At 69.2% G+C, this 17,187-nt stretch carries 15 protein-coding genes, 1 tRNA gene and 1 pseudogene; 9 read left to right on the forward strand and 8 right to left on the reverse strand.

Annotation, left to right across the window (positions count from 1 at the left end; genetic code table 11):
* Positions 1-171 precede the first annotated feature (171 nt).
* The 3 genes from LDL48_RS21955 to LDL48_RS21965 form a co-directional block, all read right to left on the reverse strand.
* Positions 172-1,620, reverse strand: coding sequence for a sensor histidine kinase (locus tag LDL48_RS21955; protein WP_225257074.1), 1,449 nt, complete (start codon positions 1,618-1,620; stop codon positions 172-174).
* Positions 1,617-2,300, reverse strand: a complete 684-nt coding sequence (locus LDL48_RS21960; protein ID WP_225257075.1) for a response regulator transcription factor — start codon at positions 2,298-2,300, stop codon at positions 1,617-1,619. The genes LDL48_RS21955 and LDL48_RS21960 overlap by 4 nt, the downstream gene beginning before the upstream one ends.
* A gap of 427 nt (positions 2,301-2,727) precedes the next feature.
* Positions 2,728-2,829, reverse strand: a complete 102-nt coding sequence (locus tag LDL48_RS21965) for a VOC family protein (RefSeq protein WP_225257076.1) — start codon at positions 2,827-2,829, stop codon at positions 2,728-2,730.
* An 86-nt stretch (positions 2,830-2,915) separates the two neighbouring features.
* Here LDL48_RS21965 and LDL48_RS21970 point away from each other — a divergent pair, with 86 nt between their 5' ends.
* Complete coding sequence (locus tag LDL48_RS21970; protein WP_225257077.1) at positions 2,916-4,055, forward strand: NADP-dependent oxidoreductase; 1,140 nt, start codon at positions 2,916-2,918, stop codon at positions 4,053-4,055.
* 617 nt (positions 4,056-4,672) lie between these two features.
* Here the strand turns inward: LDL48_RS21970 and LDL48_RS21975 are convergent.
* The gene (locus LDL48_RS21975) at positions 4,673-6,499 is read right to left on the reverse strand and encodes an FAD-dependent monooxygenase (protein WP_225257078.1); all 1,827 of its coding nucleotides are present in this window, start codon (positions 6,497-6,499) and stop codon (positions 4,673-4,675) included.
* Between the two features lie 84 nt (positions 6,500-6,583).
* Here LDL48_RS21975 and LDL48_RS21980 point away from each other — a divergent pair, with 84 nt between their 5' ends.
* Both LDL48_RS21980 and LDL48_RS44595 read left to right on the forward strand, forming a co-directional pair.
* The gene (locus LDL48_RS21980) at positions 6,584-7,021 is read left to right on the forward strand and encodes a MarR family winged helix-turn-helix transcriptional regulator (protein WP_225257079.1); all 438 of its coding nucleotides are present in this window, start codon (positions 6,584-6,586) and stop codon (positions 7,019-7,021) included.
* Positions 7,022-8,031: 1,010 nt separating this feature from the next.
* On the forward strand, positions 8,032-9,210 hold the full coding sequence (locus LDL48_RS44595; RefSeq protein ID WP_372472185.1) for a monooxygenase: 1,179 nt from the start codon (positions 8,032-8,034) through the stop codon (positions 9,208-9,210).
* Between the two features lie 142 nt (positions 9,211-9,352).
* Here LDL48_RS44595 and LDL48_RS21990 read toward each other — a convergent pair.
* Positions 9,353-9,543, reverse strand: a pseudogene (locus LDL48_RS21990) (IS5/IS1182 family transposase); the annotation flags it as partial.
* Positions 9,544-9,895: 352 nt separating this feature from the next.
* On the opposite strand from LDL48_RS21990, the gene LDL48_RS21995 reads away from it, so the two are divergent.
* The 3 genes from LDL48_RS21995 to LDL48_RS45095 all read left to right on the forward strand — a co-directional run bounded on the left by LDL48_RS21995 (position 9,896) and on the right by LDL48_RS45095 (position 11,856).
* Positions 9,896-10,990 carry a serine hydrolase domain-containing protein gene (locus LDL48_RS21995; protein ID WP_225257081.1) on the forward strand — a complete coding sequence of 365 codons (1,095 nt, stop codon included), beginning with the start codon at positions 9,896-9,898 and terminating at the stop codon, positions 10,988-10,990.
* Between the two features lie 149 nt (positions 10,991-11,139).
* Complete coding sequence (locus tag LDL48_RS45090; protein WP_372472176.1) at positions 11,140-11,517, forward strand: IS3 family transposase; 378 nt, start codon at positions 11,140-11,142, stop codon at positions 11,515-11,517.
* Positions 11,518-11,535: 18 nt separating this feature from the next.
* Positions 11,536-11,856, forward strand: coding sequence for a DDE-type integrase/transposase/recombinase (locus LDL48_RS45095; protein ID WP_372472186.1), 321 nt, complete (start codon positions 11,536-11,538; stop codon positions 11,854-11,856).
* A gap of 169 nt (positions 11,857-12,025) precedes the next feature.
* On the opposite strand, the gene LDL48_RS22005 is transcribed toward LDL48_RS45095, so the two are convergent.
* Positions 12,026-12,499, reverse strand: coding sequence for a DUF2231 domain-containing protein (locus LDL48_RS22005; RefSeq protein WP_225257082.1), 474 nt, complete (start codon positions 12,497-12,499; stop codon positions 12,026-12,028).
* A gap of 1,661 nt (positions 12,500-14,160) precedes the next feature.
* Here LDL48_RS22005 and LDL48_RS22010 point away from each other — a divergent pair.
* The gene (locus LDL48_RS22010; RefSeq protein WP_225257083.1) at positions 14,161-14,319 is read left to right on the forward strand and encodes a hypothetical protein; all 159 of its coding nucleotides are present in this window, start codon (positions 14,161-14,163) and stop codon (positions 14,317-14,319) included.
* Positions 14,320-14,596: 277 nt separating this feature from the next.
* Here the strand turns inward: LDL48_RS22010 and LDL48_RS22015 are convergent.
* Both LDL48_RS22015 and LDL48_RS22020 read right to left on the reverse strand, forming a co-directional pair.
* Positions 14,597-14,669 (reverse strand) — tRNA-Ala (locus LDL48_RS22015).
* Positions 14,670-14,739: 70 nt separating this feature from the next.
* Positions 14,740-15,297: a YqgE/AlgH family protein gene (locus LDL48_RS22020; RefSeq protein WP_225257084.1), complete on the reverse strand. Its 558-nt coding sequence runs from the start codon at positions 15,295-15,297 to the stop codon at positions 14,740-14,742.
* A gap of 173 nt (positions 15,298-15,470) precedes the next feature.
* On the opposite strand from LDL48_RS22020, the gene LDL48_RS22025 reads away from it, so the two are divergent.
* Positions 15,471-16,277, forward strand: a complete 807-nt coding sequence (locus LDL48_RS22025; protein ID WP_225257085.1) for an S-methyl-5'-thioadenosine phosphorylase — start codon at positions 15,471-15,473, stop codon at positions 16,275-16,277.
* Between the two features lie 212 nt (positions 16,278-16,489).
* Entirely contained in the window at positions 16,490-17,179 is a 690-nt protein-coding gene (locus LDL48_RS22030) for an aggregation-promoting factor C-terminal-like domain-containing protein (RefSeq protein WP_225257086.1), read from the forward strand.
* The last annotated feature ends 8 nt before the right edge of the window (positions 17,180-17,187 follow it).

A 17,187-nucleotide genomic window follows, 5' to 3' on the forward strand; every position in this document is an offset into this window, starting at 1 on the left:
ACCCAACCACCCAAACACCAACACACCGCCGACGAGGAACTCGCCCTACAACACTGACCACCCAACGACACGAACAACATCCGGGACGGGCCCCACGCCCGTCCCGGACCTCTTCATACCCCCCACCGCTCCGCGGCGGGTGAGCCGCGCCGCCGGGGCGGCCGGGACGAGTCAGCGCACCGCGGTGTCCTCCCCGGCGGTGAGCCGCGCGACCGGGGCCGGCGGGGCCGCGGCCGGGAGGTCGACCCGAAGCAGCGCGCCACCGCGCATGGACCGGGCGACGGCGGCCCGGCCGCCGTGGGCATCGACGACCCGCTGCACGATCGACAGCCCCAGGCCGGATCCCGGCAACGCCCGGGCGCTGTCCGCACGGTAGAACCGGTCGAACACCCGCGGTACGTCGGCGGCGTCGATGCCCGGCCCGGCGTCGTCGACCTCGAGCACCGCCGACGCGCCCTCGGCACGGAGCCGGATCTGGACCGGCTGGTCCGCGGGGGACCACTTGCCGGCGTTGTCGATGAGGTTGAGCACCGCCCGCTGGAGCGCCGCCGGACGCCCGCTCACCCACACGGACGTGACGTCGAGCGCGATCTCGATGTCGGGCACCCGGGAACGCGCCCGGGTCGTGGCGGCCACCACCACGTCGGCGAGGTCGAGCAGCTCGGTGCTCTCGTTGCTGACGTCACCGCGCGCCAGGTCGGTCAACTCGGCGGCAAGGGTGCTCAACTCGGCCGCCTGGGCGCCGAGATCGTTGAGCAGCCGGGTCCGGCTCTCCGCCGGCAGTGCGCTGTCCAGGGTGCCCCGCCGATCGAGCCGGATCAGCAGCTCGACGTTGAGGCGCAGGCTGGTGAGCGGGGTCTTCAACTCGTGGGCGGCATCCTCGGCGAGCAGCCGCTGGGCCCGACGGGAGTCCCGGAGCGCGGCGAGCATGTCGTTGATCGACTGGATCAGCCGCCGGATCTCCCCACCACCCTCGTCCGGGATGTCGGCGTCGAGATCCTGGGTGTGCGCGACCCGTACCGCGGCGGCGGTCAGCCGGTCGATCGGTGCCAGCGCGGCCCGCGCCACGGTCCGCCCGACAAGGGCGCCGCCGACCACGCAGAGCAGCCCGATCAGCAGCATGCCAAACCCGAACTGGTTGATCGGGCTGTCGTCGGCGAGGTCGGCCACCTGGACCGCGCCGTCGCCCGCCCGCAGTGTGTAGATGCGGTAGCCGTCGTTCCAGTCGGTCGACTCCAGCAGGTCGGTCGACAGGCCCTGCGCCACGCGCCCGGCGTCCTCGCTGAGCGGGGGCAGCGCGGGTTGGCCGGCCGGCGTCCGGGTCGAGCCGTCGGGCAGGATGACCCGCACCAGCCGACCGGATCCCGGATACGGCGACAGCTGGACCTGCGCCAGACCGGCGCGCTCCGCGCTCGTCGCCAGGACGCGGGAGTCGGCGCGCAACTGATCCTCGGCGGTGTCCCGCAGCTTCCGCTCCATCAGGTCGCTGGCCACCTGGAAGGCCAGGAACACGCTGACCGCGATGGCCGTCGCCGCGATCACCGTCAGCCGGGTCCGCAGGGACTGCCGCCGCCACCATCGGAACGGCCAGCGCGTTTCCCGGCGGGCGGGCCCGCTCACGGAGGAGTCTCCCGCAACGTGTATCCCAGGCCGCGCAGTGTGTAGATCAATCGTGGCTCACCCTCGGCCTCCATCTTGCGGCGCAGGTAGCTCACGTACACCTGGAGGTTGTTGGCGGTGGTGCTCATGTCGAAGCCCCAGATCGCCTCGAACAGCGCGTCGCGGGTCAGGACCCGCGTCGCGTTACGCACGAGAACCTGCAGTAGGGAGAACTCGGTCCGGGTCAGGTACAGCGGCCGCTCGCCCCGCCACGCCTCGAAACGGTCAGGATCGAGGCGGACGTCGGCGTACGACAGGATCTGCGACTCTCCGTCGATCGGCGTGCGCCGGCGCAGCAGCGCCCGTACCCGGGCCAGCAGTTCCTCCGTGGCGAACGGCTTGGGCAGATAGTCGTCGGCGCCCGCGTCCAGCCCGGCGACCCGGTCGGAGACCTGATCCCGGGCGGTCAGCATGAGCACCGGCAGATCCCGGCCCGCCGCCCGCAACCGCCGGCAGGTCTCCAGCCCGCCGAGGCGGGGCATCATCACGTCGAGGATCAGCAGATCCAACGTGTCACCGCCGGCCCCACTGACCCCGTCGAGCACGGCGAGACCGTTGGCGACGGTGCTGGTGTCGTACCCCTCGACCTGGAGCACCCGCTCCAGCGACTCACGGATGGCCGCCTCGTCATCCGCGATCATGATCCGCACGCCGGCCCGCCCCCCTCCAGTCGATGCTTTTGCCGCTCATTCTCGCCGATCAACCTGAGGCCAGGATTAGAGCCGTCGCCGCTGTGATGCCCGCGAGGGGTGGCATTCCGACATCTGACGTTGCCAGTAGATCTTGCCGGATCGGGCCATCGCCGACGGCAGAATCCTGATCTGGTACGCCGTCCAGGGCCGGCCGGCGAGCGGCGCCAACCTCGTCGCCGTCCGGCTTGGTGCCGACGGACGGTCTGACCTGGGCCGGCTACACCGCCGACGACGACATCGCCGGTTTCCTCACGGACTTCGGCGATCTGGAGCACCAGGCGCGGTACTGACCTGCGAACCATATGCCTGCTGCCGCCGTGGCCGGAAAGAGCGCCGGGACGCAGTGTCGGCAAGGCATTCCGTTCGGCCCGCCGTGCTACAGCGATGTCGCCGGCGGATCGTATTTCGGCTGGTAGAGCGCCATCTCGGCGCCCTTCGCCGGCAACTCGGCCATGGTCGCGTCGAGGTCGTCACACATCAGCGAGACGTCGAACCGCTGATCGGTGGAGCCGACGGCCCCTTCCCGCCGCTTCGACGTCGTGGGCGTAGATGAGGGTGTGCACCGTGGTGATCACACGGGTCGTCGTATCGATCGGATGGTCCGCCCAGACAGCCTTGACACGATCTCTGCGCACCTGCGCGTCACGGGTGCCGGGGCATGGCAAGAACAATCGAAAGACGGCCTTCTTGCCATCACCCCGGGTCGGGGCGTCCGATGAGGACATGACGTCGACAGACAGCGCTGAACACCCCGGCTCCACGGGCAGCCCGGTGATGCTCGCCCTGCACCAGACCGTCCTCGGCGGCCCCGAGGTCCTGCGGCTGACCGAGCTTGCGCGGCCTGCGCCCGGCCCGGGCGAGATCCTGGTCGCCGTGCACGCGGCCGGGCTGAATCCGACGGACTTCAAACACCGCGCCCACCCCATCTTCCTGCCGCCACCGCCGATGACCCTGGGGTGGGACGTCTCCGGCACCGTGGTCGAGACCGGCATCGGCGTCACCCTGTTCCGCCCCGGTGACGAGGTCTTCGGCATGCTGCCTTACCCCCACGGCGCCGGTTCCCATGCGGAGTACGTGACCGGTCCCACCCGCGCCTTCGCGGCCAAGCCCGCCGGTATCGACCACGTCCAGGCGGCCGCTCTGCCGCTGGCCGCGCTCACCGCCTGGCAGGCTCTTGTCGACACTGCGGACCTGCGGGCGGGGCAACGGGTGCTGATCCACGCCGCGGCCGGCGGTGTCGGCCATCTCGCGGTGCAGATCGCCAAGGAGCGCGGCGCGCACGTCACCGGGACCGCGAGTGCCGCCAAACATGACTTCCTGCGCGAGATCGGTGCGGATGCCTGCATCGACTACCGCACGGAGGACTTCACCGACACCGAACAGCGGTACGACGTCGTCCTCGACCCCCTCGGCGGGGACACCGCGACCCGTTCGGTGCGTGTGCTCCGTCCCGGTGGGATCCTGGTGTCCCTGGTGCCGGGCGCCGAAGACACCCCGGCCGCCGCGGAGAGGGCGCAGGTCCGCGCCGTCATCATGCTTGTCGAGCACGACCAGGCCGGAATCCGCGCCATCGCCCGGCTCGCTGACCGGGGAATGCTCCGCGCGCACGTCTCCAGCACCTTCCCCCTCGCCGAAGGCGCCCGGGCGCACGCCCTGGGCGAGACCGGACACACCACGGGCAAGGTGGTCATCACCGTGCGCTGAGCCCCGAGGCCGGACCATCGCCCCATACCCGGGCGCGGTGCGAAGCCCAGTCTTCTAGCTGGAACTCGGCGGTCCGGGAAGTGACTTCTCCGAAGAGCCGGCCTTGCGGTTCGGACCGGCCAGCACGGGACTTCTGCTCGGCCGGACGACTGTGGCCAGCGCCGTCACATCGTCGCCCGGCTCACCTGTTACCCGGCCGGCGAGGCCGTACCCAGCCACAAGGGCGTGCTCGGCGACTGGACCACCCTGGTCTACAAGGACGCCGGCAAAGCCGGCCGGCGCGTGGTCCCGCGACCCGACCACGTTCATCGACCAGCTTGGCGGCAAGATGCGCGACGAGCTCGCCGCGCTCGACACCGGCCTGCCGGAGCTGGCCTGGCCGGAGGTCGCCGACCGGGGCAGGAACGGTGCGATCAGCTCACCGACGCCGACCGGCGCGGCTTGACCCCGGTGTTTTGGACGCATGTCGCCCGTACGGGCAGGTGAAGCTGGACGTGAGTAGCCGTCTGTCGCTGCGTATCTGACGAGTAACGCCGATGGCCTCGGTGGGGTGCACCCGGTCCTCTTCCGCCTCGGTGTCGGAGGTGTCGGGCAAGGTGATGGCCGGTCGGTGGTGCTTACGCCGTGCGGGTGGCGGTGAAGGGGATCGTCATCATCGCCGCTTTCGCTTTGCCGGACATGGTGTTGTTCTCCACCGTGGCCGTGCACGTGATCTTCATTTTGAAGGGCGAGGTGAGGTGGGCGGTGTAGGTGAGTTCGCCGTTGTCGATGCGGCCGTCCTGGATCGGGGTGCCGTCGTAGGTGCCGGTGACCGCGGACCCGTCGGTGGTCAGGATCAGGGGCGCGGTGCGTTCGCCGCTGCCGGTGGTGAAGGTCATGGTCCAGGTGCCGACGATGGTGTTCATGTCAGTGGTGCCTTCCTCGGTGGGGTTGGAGCCGGGGATCTGGTCGACGGTGGCGACCCACCGGGTCAGCGCGTCGGTCAGCGTCGTGGGCTTGAAGGGGGTCGCGGTCGGCTTGACCCAGGCGACGTAGCCGTCGGGGCGCACGAGGGCGGCTTCGAAGGGTGGGATGTCGCCGAAGACGGGGACGTGCCAGAGGCCGCCGCGTTCGTCGGGCGCGTACTCGGCGGTCACGTGCTTGATCCGGCCGGCCCAGGGGGCGAGGGTGTCGGCGATGCCGTCGACGCCAAGATCGATCAGGACCGGACGCGCGTCGTGCAGCAGGGCGAAGACGTCGGTGCCGCCGGTGAGGGCCAGATCGGGCATGCGTCGCCCGAGCAGGGGGTGGTACTCGCCGAGCGGGTAGCGCAGCGCCAGGCCGCTGAGCCCACCGGCGAGTTGCAGGGTGGCCTCCGGTGCCGCGAACAGGTCGCTGAAGATCTCCCGGACGGCTTCGCGGCGGCGGCCGGGCTTGAGGACTTCGGTCTGCGCCATCGACCACTTGAGGGCGTCGGCGCCGGCCGGGTGCCGTTCGTCGTGGTAGGTGTCGAGCAGGCTGTCGGGTGCGTCGCCGCGCAGGACGGCGGCCAGCTTCCAGCCGAGGTTCACCGCGTCCTGGATGCCGAGGTTCAGGCCCTGGCCGCCGACGGGGGTGTGGATGTGGGCGGCGTCGCCGGCGAGGAAGACCCGGTTGTCCCGGTACGTGGCGGCGTGGCGGTAGCCGTCGGACCAGCGCGACATCCAGCGCGCCCCCCGCAGGCCGTAGTCGGTGCCGAAGGCATAGATCATCGCCTCGCGGATCTCGTCGAGGGTGGTCGGCTGGTCGGGGTCCTGCGGCGGTGTCTGGCGCATCACCGACAGCCGGATCCACTCCGGCTCGGCGCGCGAGATCTGGTAGAAGCCGACCCGGTCGTTGTAGCCGAACCCCTGGTCCGGCGGACAGGCGAGGTCAAGGTCACCGACCACCCACCAGGTCTCGCCGGGCAGGCCGGGGAAGTCGATGCCGCTGCTCTTACGGACGGTGCTGCGTCCGCCGTCGCAGCCGATCAGGTAGGCCGTGTGGATCTGTTCGGGTCGGCCCGCCGAGAGCAGCTGCACCTCGACGCCGTCCCGGTCCTGCTTGATGCCGGTCACCTCGGTGGACCACTGGATCCGCGTGCCGAGTTCGACGGCGCGCTCGGCGAGGATCCGCTCAGTCTGGTGCTGAGGCAGGATCAAGGCGTCCGGCCAGTCCGGGTCGATGCTCTGCGGGTCGAGCAGGATGCCGGAGAACATGACGCCGGACAGCGGCTTGCCCACGGCGCGGAACGTGTCGGCCAGGCCCCGTTGGGCGAGGACCTCCATGCTGCGCGCGTTGATACCGGGGCCGCGTGACTCACCGACCGTGCCGGCCGGCCGGCGCTCCACGACGAGCACCTCGACGCCGCCGAGCCGCAGTTCGGTGGCGAGCATCAGGCCGACCGGGCCGGCGCCGGCGATGACCACCTGGGCAGTGTTGTTCATATCGGTCACCCTTCGATTGCCGTCCAACTAAATAGGATCCGATGCAACCGTAACAAGCATAGGATGCAATGTAAAGTCAGGAACATGACTTCACGTACGCCCAAGGCGTCGCCGAGCCTGTCCCAGTCGATGAATCGGGTAGCCCGTGCACTGGCCCGGCACGGCGATGCGGCACTCACGCCTCTGGGGTTGCGGTTCGCCCAGATCCCGGTGTTCGCGCTGCTGAAGAGGCGCACCGGGATGACCCAGAAGGCGCTGGCCGAGGCGACCGGCATCGAACAGTCTTCCATGGCCCAGTTACTCGCGCGCATGGAACGCGACGGGCTGATCGTTTACCAGCCGCACCCCACGGACGCGCGCAGCCGCACGATCGTCCTTACTGACCCCGACGACCCCCGGATCGGCGAGGGCAGGAACCGGCTGACGGACCTCGAGCGCCGGGCCGTCGCGGGACTCAGTGAGGAGGAGGTGGAAACGCTCACGGCGCTGCTCGCCCGCGTGCTGGAGAACCTGGAACGCTGACCCAGCGATTTACATCGGGTCGCTCGCTCCTGCTGACCGTCGCCCCCGGCGGCGAGGCGGCCACAACACCCACGACGGCGTTCCCATCCACGACGGACGCGCGTCGTCGGCAACGAGCTCACCTACACCGCCCGGCTCAGCCCTTCGCGATCGGGATAAGCGCCAAGGCGACAGTCACAGGCGACACCATGACCAGTGCATTTGGTGGCCTTGCTGGCCACAACCCGTCGGCTCGGGCCACGATTCTGACCAATCACCTAAGCTTCGCGTTTAGCGTCTGAGTTGGGTTCAGTCGCTCCATGGAGGGACTGGCATGGAACGGCCACCTGACCACTCTGAGGAGGGGCGAATCTTTTCGGGAGGTTCAGGTGGCCGTTGTTCGTAGTGTCGCGCAGGCCGGGTGGCCTGGCCAGGGTGAACTGCGCCGGTTCCGTGGCGAGGTGTGCGACTGTTTCACTGCTCGGCCGGACGCGTTGTTCGATCTGATCGATGGGCTATGCACGCCGATCTGAACACCCACCCGCACCGGCCGCCGCCCGCACCACGAAGTCTCACGCCGAATCCGACACACGGCGAAAAGGTCACGCCGAACGGCATGCGAGTCGTGCCGCAACGCAGCGATGGCGGCGGTAACGGTCATCGGCATCCCCTCAGTCGGTCATCCGTAGCCGGTGGGCCACCGAACGGATCCTGCGTCCGGCAGGTGGGCGGTCGAGCGGACGTTCTCCTGGATCACCGGTGCCGACGCACCGCGATTACGACGGCTCCGCAGCATCACGCTGCGACGGTTCAAATGGGGCCATGATCATCATGATGCCCCCGCCGGCTAGCCCGCCGCCACCACACCTGAAACCCTTATTTACCAGGGTCTGAGCGCCGCATTAACGGTCGCCTAAGGTTCGCTCGGTACGAAGTATGCATCAGTTAAGCGATGCAACTCGCATGAGGAGCTGTTGATGACAGTCAATGCACGGCCGTCTGGGAAAGTATGGAAATTCGGGGCGGCCACCATGGCGCTGGTGACGGCGTTCGCTGTCGCCGCCTGCGGGTCGGATGCCGACAACAGTGCGGCGCCCGCCGCGCCCCCCGCGGGTGTCTCGCACGGCGCGCACGCGGGCGCGTCGGTGGGTCCACCGCTGCCGCTGCGCGCCGGTGAGCGGTTTCTCGACCTGAAGATGGCCGAGGCATACACGCCCGCTCCGCCGGATGGTAGCGGCACGGACGAGTACCGGTGCCAGGTGATCGATCCGGGCCTGACCAAGGCGGCGTTCCTGACCGGGACCCAGGTCATGCCGGAGAACCTCGACATCGCGCACCACGCCCTCGTGTACGCGGTGCGGCCGGGCAAAGCTGCCCTGGTGCGCGAGCAGGACGCGAAGGTCCCCGGCCCCGGCTGGCAGTGTTTCGGTGGAACCGGCGTGGAGGGCGCCGACGTGGAGGGCGACGGCGAACCGGGCGCGATGTGGGTGGACACCTGGGCGCCGGGTGCCACGGAGGCGCTGCTCGACCAGGACGCCGGTTTCAAGCTGGAGCCGGGCACCCTGATCATCTTCCAGATGCACTACAACCTGTTGACGACCGACGGCAAGCCGGCCGGGCCGGACCGCTCCGCGTTGCGGCTGCGGCTGACCGACGGCACGCCGCAGACCCGGGAACTCGACACATACCCGCTCGACGCGCCGACGGAGCTGCCCTGCGCCGCCGACGAGTCGGGCCCGCTCTGCGACCGGGCGGCCTCGATCGCCGACGTGACGAAGCGGTTCGGGGCGGAGACCGGCGAAACCGCGGATCGTCAGGTGGAGGAGTGCGGCCAGAGCGCACCGAAGCCCGGTAACACCCAGACCTGCGACCACGAGGTGGAGGAACCGATGACGGTGTTCGCCGGTTTCGGGCACATGCACTGGCTTGGGCGATCCATCAAGGTCGAACTCAACCCGGGCACGCCGAGGGCCGAGGTCCTGCTGGACGTGCCGCAGTTTGACTTCGACAACCAGCGGCTACAGAAGCTGCCGTCGCCGGTGGAGGTCGGCCCCGGCGACACGCTGCGGGTGACCTGCACGCACGACGCGGGGCTGCGCAAACAGCTGCCGCAGCTGAAGAAGCTGCCGCCGCGCTACGTGGTGTGGGGCGACGGCACCAGCGACGAGATGTGCGCGGGCATCATGAGGGTCTCCCCCCGCAAGTCCTGACGAAGCGTCGAACCTGTGTGGGATCCCTGAGGTCAACGAGCTGAGCTCCCATACGTCCGCACTGAACTCACACCCGTGCGGCGTCGTGGCGGTCGGACGGGCGGTGACGTGGGGCGGCAGCACGCTGACCGGGCCGCGGAGCACCGACCGCGAACCCGGCGGCCAGGCGGGTCAGGTGTCACCGTTACGCCGGTGAGCCAGAGCGAGCAGTGCTTGCCGGCCGGGCTCCAGGCGCCGCCAGCGGGATCGTCGCTCTTCCCGACGCCGCCGAGCCAACCCCGTCCGTGACGCCCGATGGCAGCGTGCGGCTGAGACGTGTGCCGGGCAGGACATCGCCGCGCGCCCTCGGCGGCGCCGGTGCGACCACGACTCAGGTCGGCGTAGAGCGATCGGAACCATTCCGCCCGGAAGCGACGACCAACAGTCCGTAGAACTCAGTCCAGATCGACTGGGTGTCCACGAGGGAGGCCGGACGTCACCGGAAGTGGCGATCTCGGTGCCCACCACCACCCACCCTTGCCGCGAAGGAATGGATGCCATGCCTGCTGTTCTCACGCCCCGCGCCGCGAAGGCGGCGACTCTCCCCGGCTTCGGACGTGCTGCCCTCGCGCTGACCGTCGTTGCCACACTTGTCGGCGCGGGTACGCCCCCCGCACCCGCGGCCGGGCCGTCCCCTGATTCCACCATGCGCGACGTCGCCAGGCAGGTGCTGGACAGCGGGGTGCCCGGATATGCCGCACGAGTCGACGACGGCCGACGGATTGCCGTCACCGCCGCGGGGGTGGCGGACCGGGCCACCGGACGACCGATGACCGGCCGCGATCAATTCGAGATCGGCAGCGTCACGAAGGCATTCACCGCAACGCTCGTGCTGCAACAGGTCGACCGCGGCCGAGTCGACCTCGACGCTCCCATCGATCGTTACCTGCCAGGCGTCGTGCCCGGCGGCGGCGAGATCACGGTGCGGATGCTGCTCAACCACACCAGCGGCCTGTTCCAGTACGTCGCTGATCCCGGCTACTTCGTCCGGATGGAACAAGACCCATATCACGTTGCCACCGAGCGGGAACTACTCGACATTGCCTTCGCCCATGGGCCCGAGTTCCCACCCGGGCAAGGCTGGAGCTACTCCAACACCAACTACGTCCTGCTCGGCATGCTGCTGCGGGAGGTGACCGGCAGGACCATGCCTGACCTCGTTCGCCGGCACATCGCCGTCCCTCTCGGCCTCACGCGTACCTACTACCCCGACCCGAACGCCAGAAGTACCGGCCCCGGGTACGCCCACGGCTATTCCGTCTCGTTCGGCGATCCCACTCCCACCTACGTAGACGTGTCCGACCGGCCGCTAGGCGGTTGGGCCGGAGCCGGCGGCGCAATCATCTCCACCCCTGACGATGTGTCCCGCTTCCTGTCCGGGGTGCTGCAAGGCAGGTTGTTCTCACCGGCGGCGCTGACACAGATGAAGACCACAGTCCCACTCCCGGACGAAGTCGGCGTTCAGGGCGGCTACGGCCTCGGCCTGTTCCGCCTCGACACGGCGTGCGGCATCGTCTGGGCCCACGCCGGCACCACCAGAGGCCATCAGACCAGAGCCACCGCCACCGAGGACGGCAAACGCACCGCCGTCGCCGATATCACCGCCACACCCGGCATCACCGCGACACCCGGAGGCCAAACCCGCTACGCCCAGGTCGTATCCGCCGCCGACACCGCTCTCACCTGCCGGATGCTCAATCGCCCGGTTCCCCCCACCGTGACTCGATCCCTCATCAACTGAACCGCGAACTACGAGTCCGGCTGGGCCGCGATCACCGCGGTGGCCCAAAACTCGGCGTCGGTACCGCGGAGACGCTACGGAAATGGGTCCGCGAGGCCGAGGTTGACCGCGGGCAGTGGGCCGGAGCCAGCACTGATGAGTCCGCGGAGTTGAAGCGGCTGCGCCGCGAGAACGCACTCACGCAGTTCGGGTGGCCGATCGCGTCCAGCACCTACCGCGCCGTCTGCCGGTGGCTGCCATCGGCCAGGGCCCGCCGCGACGCCTGGCTGAGCGAGCAGATCCGCCGGGTCCACGCAGCCAACTACGGCGTCTACGGCGCTCGCAAAGTGTGGCCAGCGCTCAACCGTGAAGGCATCGAGGTGCCCCGGTGCACCCGTCGAACGGCTCATGCGCGAGGTTGGCCTGCGCGGTGTCGTGCCCGGCCGCACCCGCCGGACCACCATCGCCGACCAACACGCCACCCGGCCGGCGGACCTGGTCCAGCGCCGGTTCAACGCCGACCGGCCGAATCGATTGTGGGTCGCTGATTTCACCTACGTGCCGACCTGGTCCGGGATGTCTACGTCGCGTTCGTCATCGACGTGTACTCCCGCCGCATCCTCGGCTGGCGCGCCCCGACCGGCATGAAGACCGCCCTCGTGCTGGACGCCCTCGAGATGGCGATCTGGCCGGGCCGACACGGCGCCACCGATCTGAGCGGGCTGATCCACCATCACGACGCCGGTAGCGCAATATACGTCCATCGCCTTCACCGAACGCCTCGCCGCAGCCGGCGTCGACGCGGCGGTCGGCACCGTCGCGGACGCCTACGACAGTGCTCTGGCAGAGTTCACATCGGGCTGTTCAAGACCGAACTGATCAATTGACGAGGACCGTGGAAGACCTGCGACCAGGTCGAGATCGCCACCCTGGAGTACGTCGACCAGTACAACGACCGCCGCCCGCACAGCGGCGCCGCGGACCTGCCCGCCACCGCCACAAACAAACCAAAGCGATCAACGACCCCGAGGCCACGACGCATGAGTTGAGATCGAGCTAGTACTGGCCCCAGACCGCCGTGGCGCCCGAGTCGCCAGTCCGGTAAACGTAATAGCCGGTGACCGCGGCCAGCGCCACCATCACCACGGCCAGCCCCAGGTCGGCCACCCGCGGCAGCGAACCGGGCCGGCGCTGAGTGGTCAGGACTAGGACCAGCGTTACCACGCCCAGGGCCAGCGAGAACCAGAACGTACTCGTGCCGAAGCCCATGTGGTCGTTGATGATCTCCGCGCCGCGCCCCTTGAGTCCCTGCTCGAGCAGCCGCTCATGCAGTTTGTTGCCGGACAGCACGGTGACCAGCGCGCTGATCGGCGCTATCACGGCCAGTAGCAGAACCGCCCAACCGATCTTGGCGCGCCACCGTCCGACCAGGGCGTATACGAAGGCACCGAACGCCAGCAGCGGCACTAACACGACGGCGGCATGCAGCACGAGAGCGTGCACCGGCAGGCCGTTCACCTGGTCGAACACGGAGCGCCTCCTTGATCATGGACCGGGCGACCGACCGAGAGCCGGCCAGGCGCCGAACAGGGCTGCCAAGCGACCGGCCGCGCTTCCCCGGACGGCTCTGCGTTGACTGCCATCAACGGCCCCCGTACATACGGGTTACATGGCTTATCTAATGCTTACTTCGTACTGAGCGAACCTGAGACGACCGTTAATACGGCGCTCAGGCCGGTTGGCCGAACCAGGTACCGTCGATCACCGACCGCGCGGAGTAACTTAAATGCGCGCTGGTGCCGTTTCTCGGCGTCTGAGTGCCTCCCGACGGCGCCATGCCAGGAAGCCGAGGTTGGTGAGCGCTTCGGCCTCGCCAGCGAGGTCGCCGGCGGCACGGGCAACACGTGTCGGCGTACGGGTTCCGATGGCTCTGGCAAGATCTTCGTGGCAGGAGATCACTTGAACGGGGAATTGCGACAAACGCGGCCTCCGGGCGATCCTGTCGATATGTAATGTTGAACTCTCTGAACTGCTTCCCCATCTGGCCACCGTCATGGTCACCTCGGTCGACACGGCCGGTCCTGTAGTAGTCGTTCGCGCCCGCCGCTCGCCGAGAAGGCGTCTGCCTGCATTGGTGGCAGCAGGGAGAGGTCTGGATCCACAGGAGATATACGCGCCGTCTGGCCGACACCGCGATCGGTGGCCGACCTGCTCGCATCGAGCTGCAGGTTCGCCGTCTGTACTGCCCCAGCTAAGGTCGATGATCGCGTCCGCGTTCTGACGGCGACGAGGGACGGTTCGAGGAGTACCTCGTCGGCGAATTCGCCGCATCGATCCTGCTGCCCGCCGCCGTTCTGACACTTGCGCTAAGGCGATGCCCGATCCTCGGGCGTAGCCAGACCTCAGATCGACACATAGTGTCAGCGAATGGAGACCACGAGTAGTGAGTGGATCTCGCTGCCGGACGCTGGTGATGGTCGTAGTCGACACCGTACCGACCCGAGCCGTCCGGTGTGGACGTTGTGCGGCCGGCAGCTGCCGGCCGCAAAGCAGCCCGCACCTCGGGAACAAGCCGGCTTCCCCTGCGCGCGATGTTCGGCTCGGTTCACCGCCCTCGCTCGGATCGGGATGGCGCCGATGAACGCACCGGCTTCCCGACTACCGCGTCAACGCACGCCGTCACGCAAGACAGCCCGTGTCGAACGCCGGTCAGTGGCACGCACTCGGACACGCGAACGCAACCCGAGCCCGCCGATCGACCCGCCTCGGCGGCCAACCATCGCCAAGACCTCCGCGAATCCCTGGCACACCACAGGATGGGTCATCCTGACAGAAATCCCAGGTCGCCCCGTCGTGCACCAACCGTATCCGGGCCTGCGCCTACGGGCGATGTGCGGACGCCGCTTCTCGCCGACCGCACAGATCTGGTTCCGGCGGCCATCCGCAATTCCTCGTGCCGCGATGCAGCACGATTCGTGCCGCCGTTCTGGCCGAACGCCAGGCGCCCTCTCGTAGGACGCCCGCGGGTCGCCGGCGAGCCGGCGACGTTGCCGAGATCCGTCTGCGGGTAGTGCGCGGAGGTCTACCTGGCCTGGGGCGTCAGCGATAGCCGGAGGTAGCAAAGACGTTCAACCCTTGGCAGGCCGCAGCGCGCGACGATCGCCGCGGTCAGCCCCGCCGGGTACATCCTGTTGATCGACTACACCAATGGCCGGGACTGGGTCGACCTGCCTGGCCGCGAGCAGGACTGGACCAAACTGTCGACCCGAGCAGCCGGCGAGCGGCCCAGCGACGAGGAACTGATCGCCGTCGACGTTGAACTCTCCAGCACGGCGGCTGCGGCGCACTGAAACCATGGGGAATCGACGGCGAGGGGCGTCTTTGCGCATCGGTGATCTCGGCACGCGCCTGATCAGCAACGACGAGTAGCCCCACTTGGTGGGACCCGCCATAGTCGCCGGTCACCCCAACAAGCGCCGACCGAGATGGCCTGGGTGGCACAGGATCCAGGGATCAAGAGCCCGTTCGGCCTGAGGCAGGGTGCAACCACCCTGCCTCAAGTTTTCCCAGCTCGAGTGACGTATCGCGAGCAACACGAAATAGGCATTCTACGCGAACGCCATATCGTGGAGCTGAGGGGACTCGAACCCCTGACCCCCACACTGCCAGTGTGGTGCGCTACCAGCTGCGCCACAGCCCCATGCCGTCCCCGGTCTCCCGGGCACTCACGGAATAGTACACACCATCCCGGACCACCGTACGCAGGCCCCTCAGTTCAGCGACACGTCCGGCGGGAAGTGCGCCACCGCCGCCAGGATGTCGCCCTGGCGGCGCAGCACCATGGCCCACAGGTCGTCCGGCCGGGACACGAACGGGTCGCCGGGCAGGGCGTCGAAGACGAACCAGGAGCCGGACGAGATCTCCTCCTCGAGCTGTCCGGGAGACCAGCCGGAGTAGCCGGCGAAGACCCGGATGCCGGCCACGCTGCCCCGGAGCCGCTCCGGGTCGGCGGAGAGGTCGACCGTGCCGAGCGCGCCGGCCACCTGGTGGAAGCCGCTCACCCTGGTCTTCACCTGGGGGCGGGTCCGGGCGAGGCAGATCGCCGACTCGGGCTGCACCGGGCCGCCCTCGAACAGCACCGCCGGGTCACCGGCCAGTTCGCCCCAGGCGCCGAGCACGTCGGCGACCGGGACCTCGGTCGCCCGGTTGAGCACCACGCCGAGCGCGCCGCCGGTCTCGTGCGCGACGAGGAGGACCACCGTACGGTCGAAGTTGGGGTCTTTGAGCGTCGGGGTCGCGACCAGCAACTGACCGGTCATCGACTCCATCGGCCGACCTCCAACCCGTTGCTCCTCGCTATGCACGGCAACCCCACGGGGGGTGCCCGCCGGGAAGCTCACCCGCGTTTCGTGCGGGTGTGTCAGACGCCTGCGTACCACGTGCGAGCAACGCCATGCTTGGCACATTAGCTTGCGTCTCCGGCCGCGGATAAGGTCTGCGCATGAACCATCCACCGTCAGCGGCGGACATCGGTGTCATCGGCGGCTCCGGCCTCTACGCCCTTCTGGAGGGTGCCACCGAGATCGAGGTGTCCACGCCCTACGGCCCTCCGTCGGATCCGATCACGGTGGCCGAGGTGGGTGGCCGCCGCGTCGCGTTCCTGCCCCGGCACGGGCGCGATCACCGGTTCCCGCCGCACAAGATTCCGTACCGGGCCAATCTCTGGGCACTGCGTTCGATCGGGGTACGCCAGATCGTCGCGCCGTGCGCGGTCGGTGGGCTGCGGCCGGAGCTGGGTCCGGGCACGTTCGTGGTGCCGGATCAGTTGATCGACCGGACGAGCGGGCGCGCGCAGACCTACTACGACTCGGGCGCGGTGCACGTGTCGTTCGCGGACCCGTACTGCCCGGACGGGCGGCGCACCGTGCTGGCCGCCGCCGAGCAGGTGGGTGCGGTGGACGGCGGGACGATGGTGGTGGTGGAGGGGCCCCGGTTCTCCACCCGGGCGGAGTCGCGGTGGTTCACCGCGATCGGCGGGTCGATCGTCAACATGACCGGACACCCGGAGGCCGCGCTGGCCCGGGAGCTGGCACTCTGCTACACCGCGATCGCGCTGGTCACGGATCTGGACGCGGGCGTGGAGGGCGACCACGGCGTCACCCAGGAGGAGGTCTTCCGGGTCTTCGGGGAGAACACCGCCCGCCTCCGCGGGATCCTGCTGGACGCGGTGGCGGCGCTACCGGCGACGCGGTCGTGCCCGTGCGCGGGTGTCCTCGACGGGATCAAGCTGCCGATCACGCTCCCCTGACCCGCCGCCCTGGACCGGCCCGATCGGCACGACTTTCTCCGTACTTCCGGGCATTCCCACCGCATCGGCATTCCCGCCCGCACCGCCTCGGATGAGGATTCGCCCCTCGGCGTGGCATAGTTCCGCATCGGCGTCGCGTTGCGCCATGGTATTCGCGCAGGCGCCCGGCCTGGCCCACCCGGCCGCTCGTCGGCCCGACGAAGGGACACTCCGTGAACCGGCTCCCGATCCGGATCGGATGGCGCGTCGCGTCGGTCGGCCTGCTGCTCGCCGGCCTGGTCAGCGGCGTGTACCTCGGCCAGGACCGGGACGTCCGGCAGCACGGGGTGTCGCGGAACGCCGGGCACGTCGAGGTCGACGACATCCAGCTGCTGAAGGAGCGGCACAACGCGCACGCGGCCGCCCGCGCCTGGCAGCGCGAGGCCGAGGGCGTCGCCGCCGAGCGGGCCGCGGTCGAGGCCAGGACCGCCGCCGCCAAGGCCAAGAAGATCGAGACCCGGGTGATCGCGAAGAAGAAGGCGGCCGAGGAGAAGAAGAAGGCCGAACAGAACGGCGGTACGGTCGAGTTCACCGGACCGATCCCCGACTCGTGCGACGAGTACAGCGGCAACCGCGAGATCGGATGCGCGCTGATGCTGGAGGCCGGCTTCAAGATCGACCAGTTCCCCTGCCTGGACAAGCTCTGGAAGCACGAGAGCGGCTGGAACCACCGCGCCGAGAACCCCAACTCCGGCGCCTACGGCATTCCGCAGGCCTACCCGGGCAGCAAGATGAGCTCCGTCGGCTCCGACTGGCGGAGCAACCCGGCGACCCAGATCAAGTGGGGTCTCGGCTACATCGAGGGCCGGTACGACACCCCGTGCGGCGCGTGGTCCCACTTCCAGGACGCCGGGTCCTACTAGCCTCCGTT

This window comes from Jidongwangia harbinensis (genome assembly GCF_020216025.1).
GTDB classification, from domain to species: Bacteria; Actinomycetota; Actinomycetes; order Mycobacteriales; family Micromonosporaceae; genus Actinoplanes; species Actinoplanes harbinensis.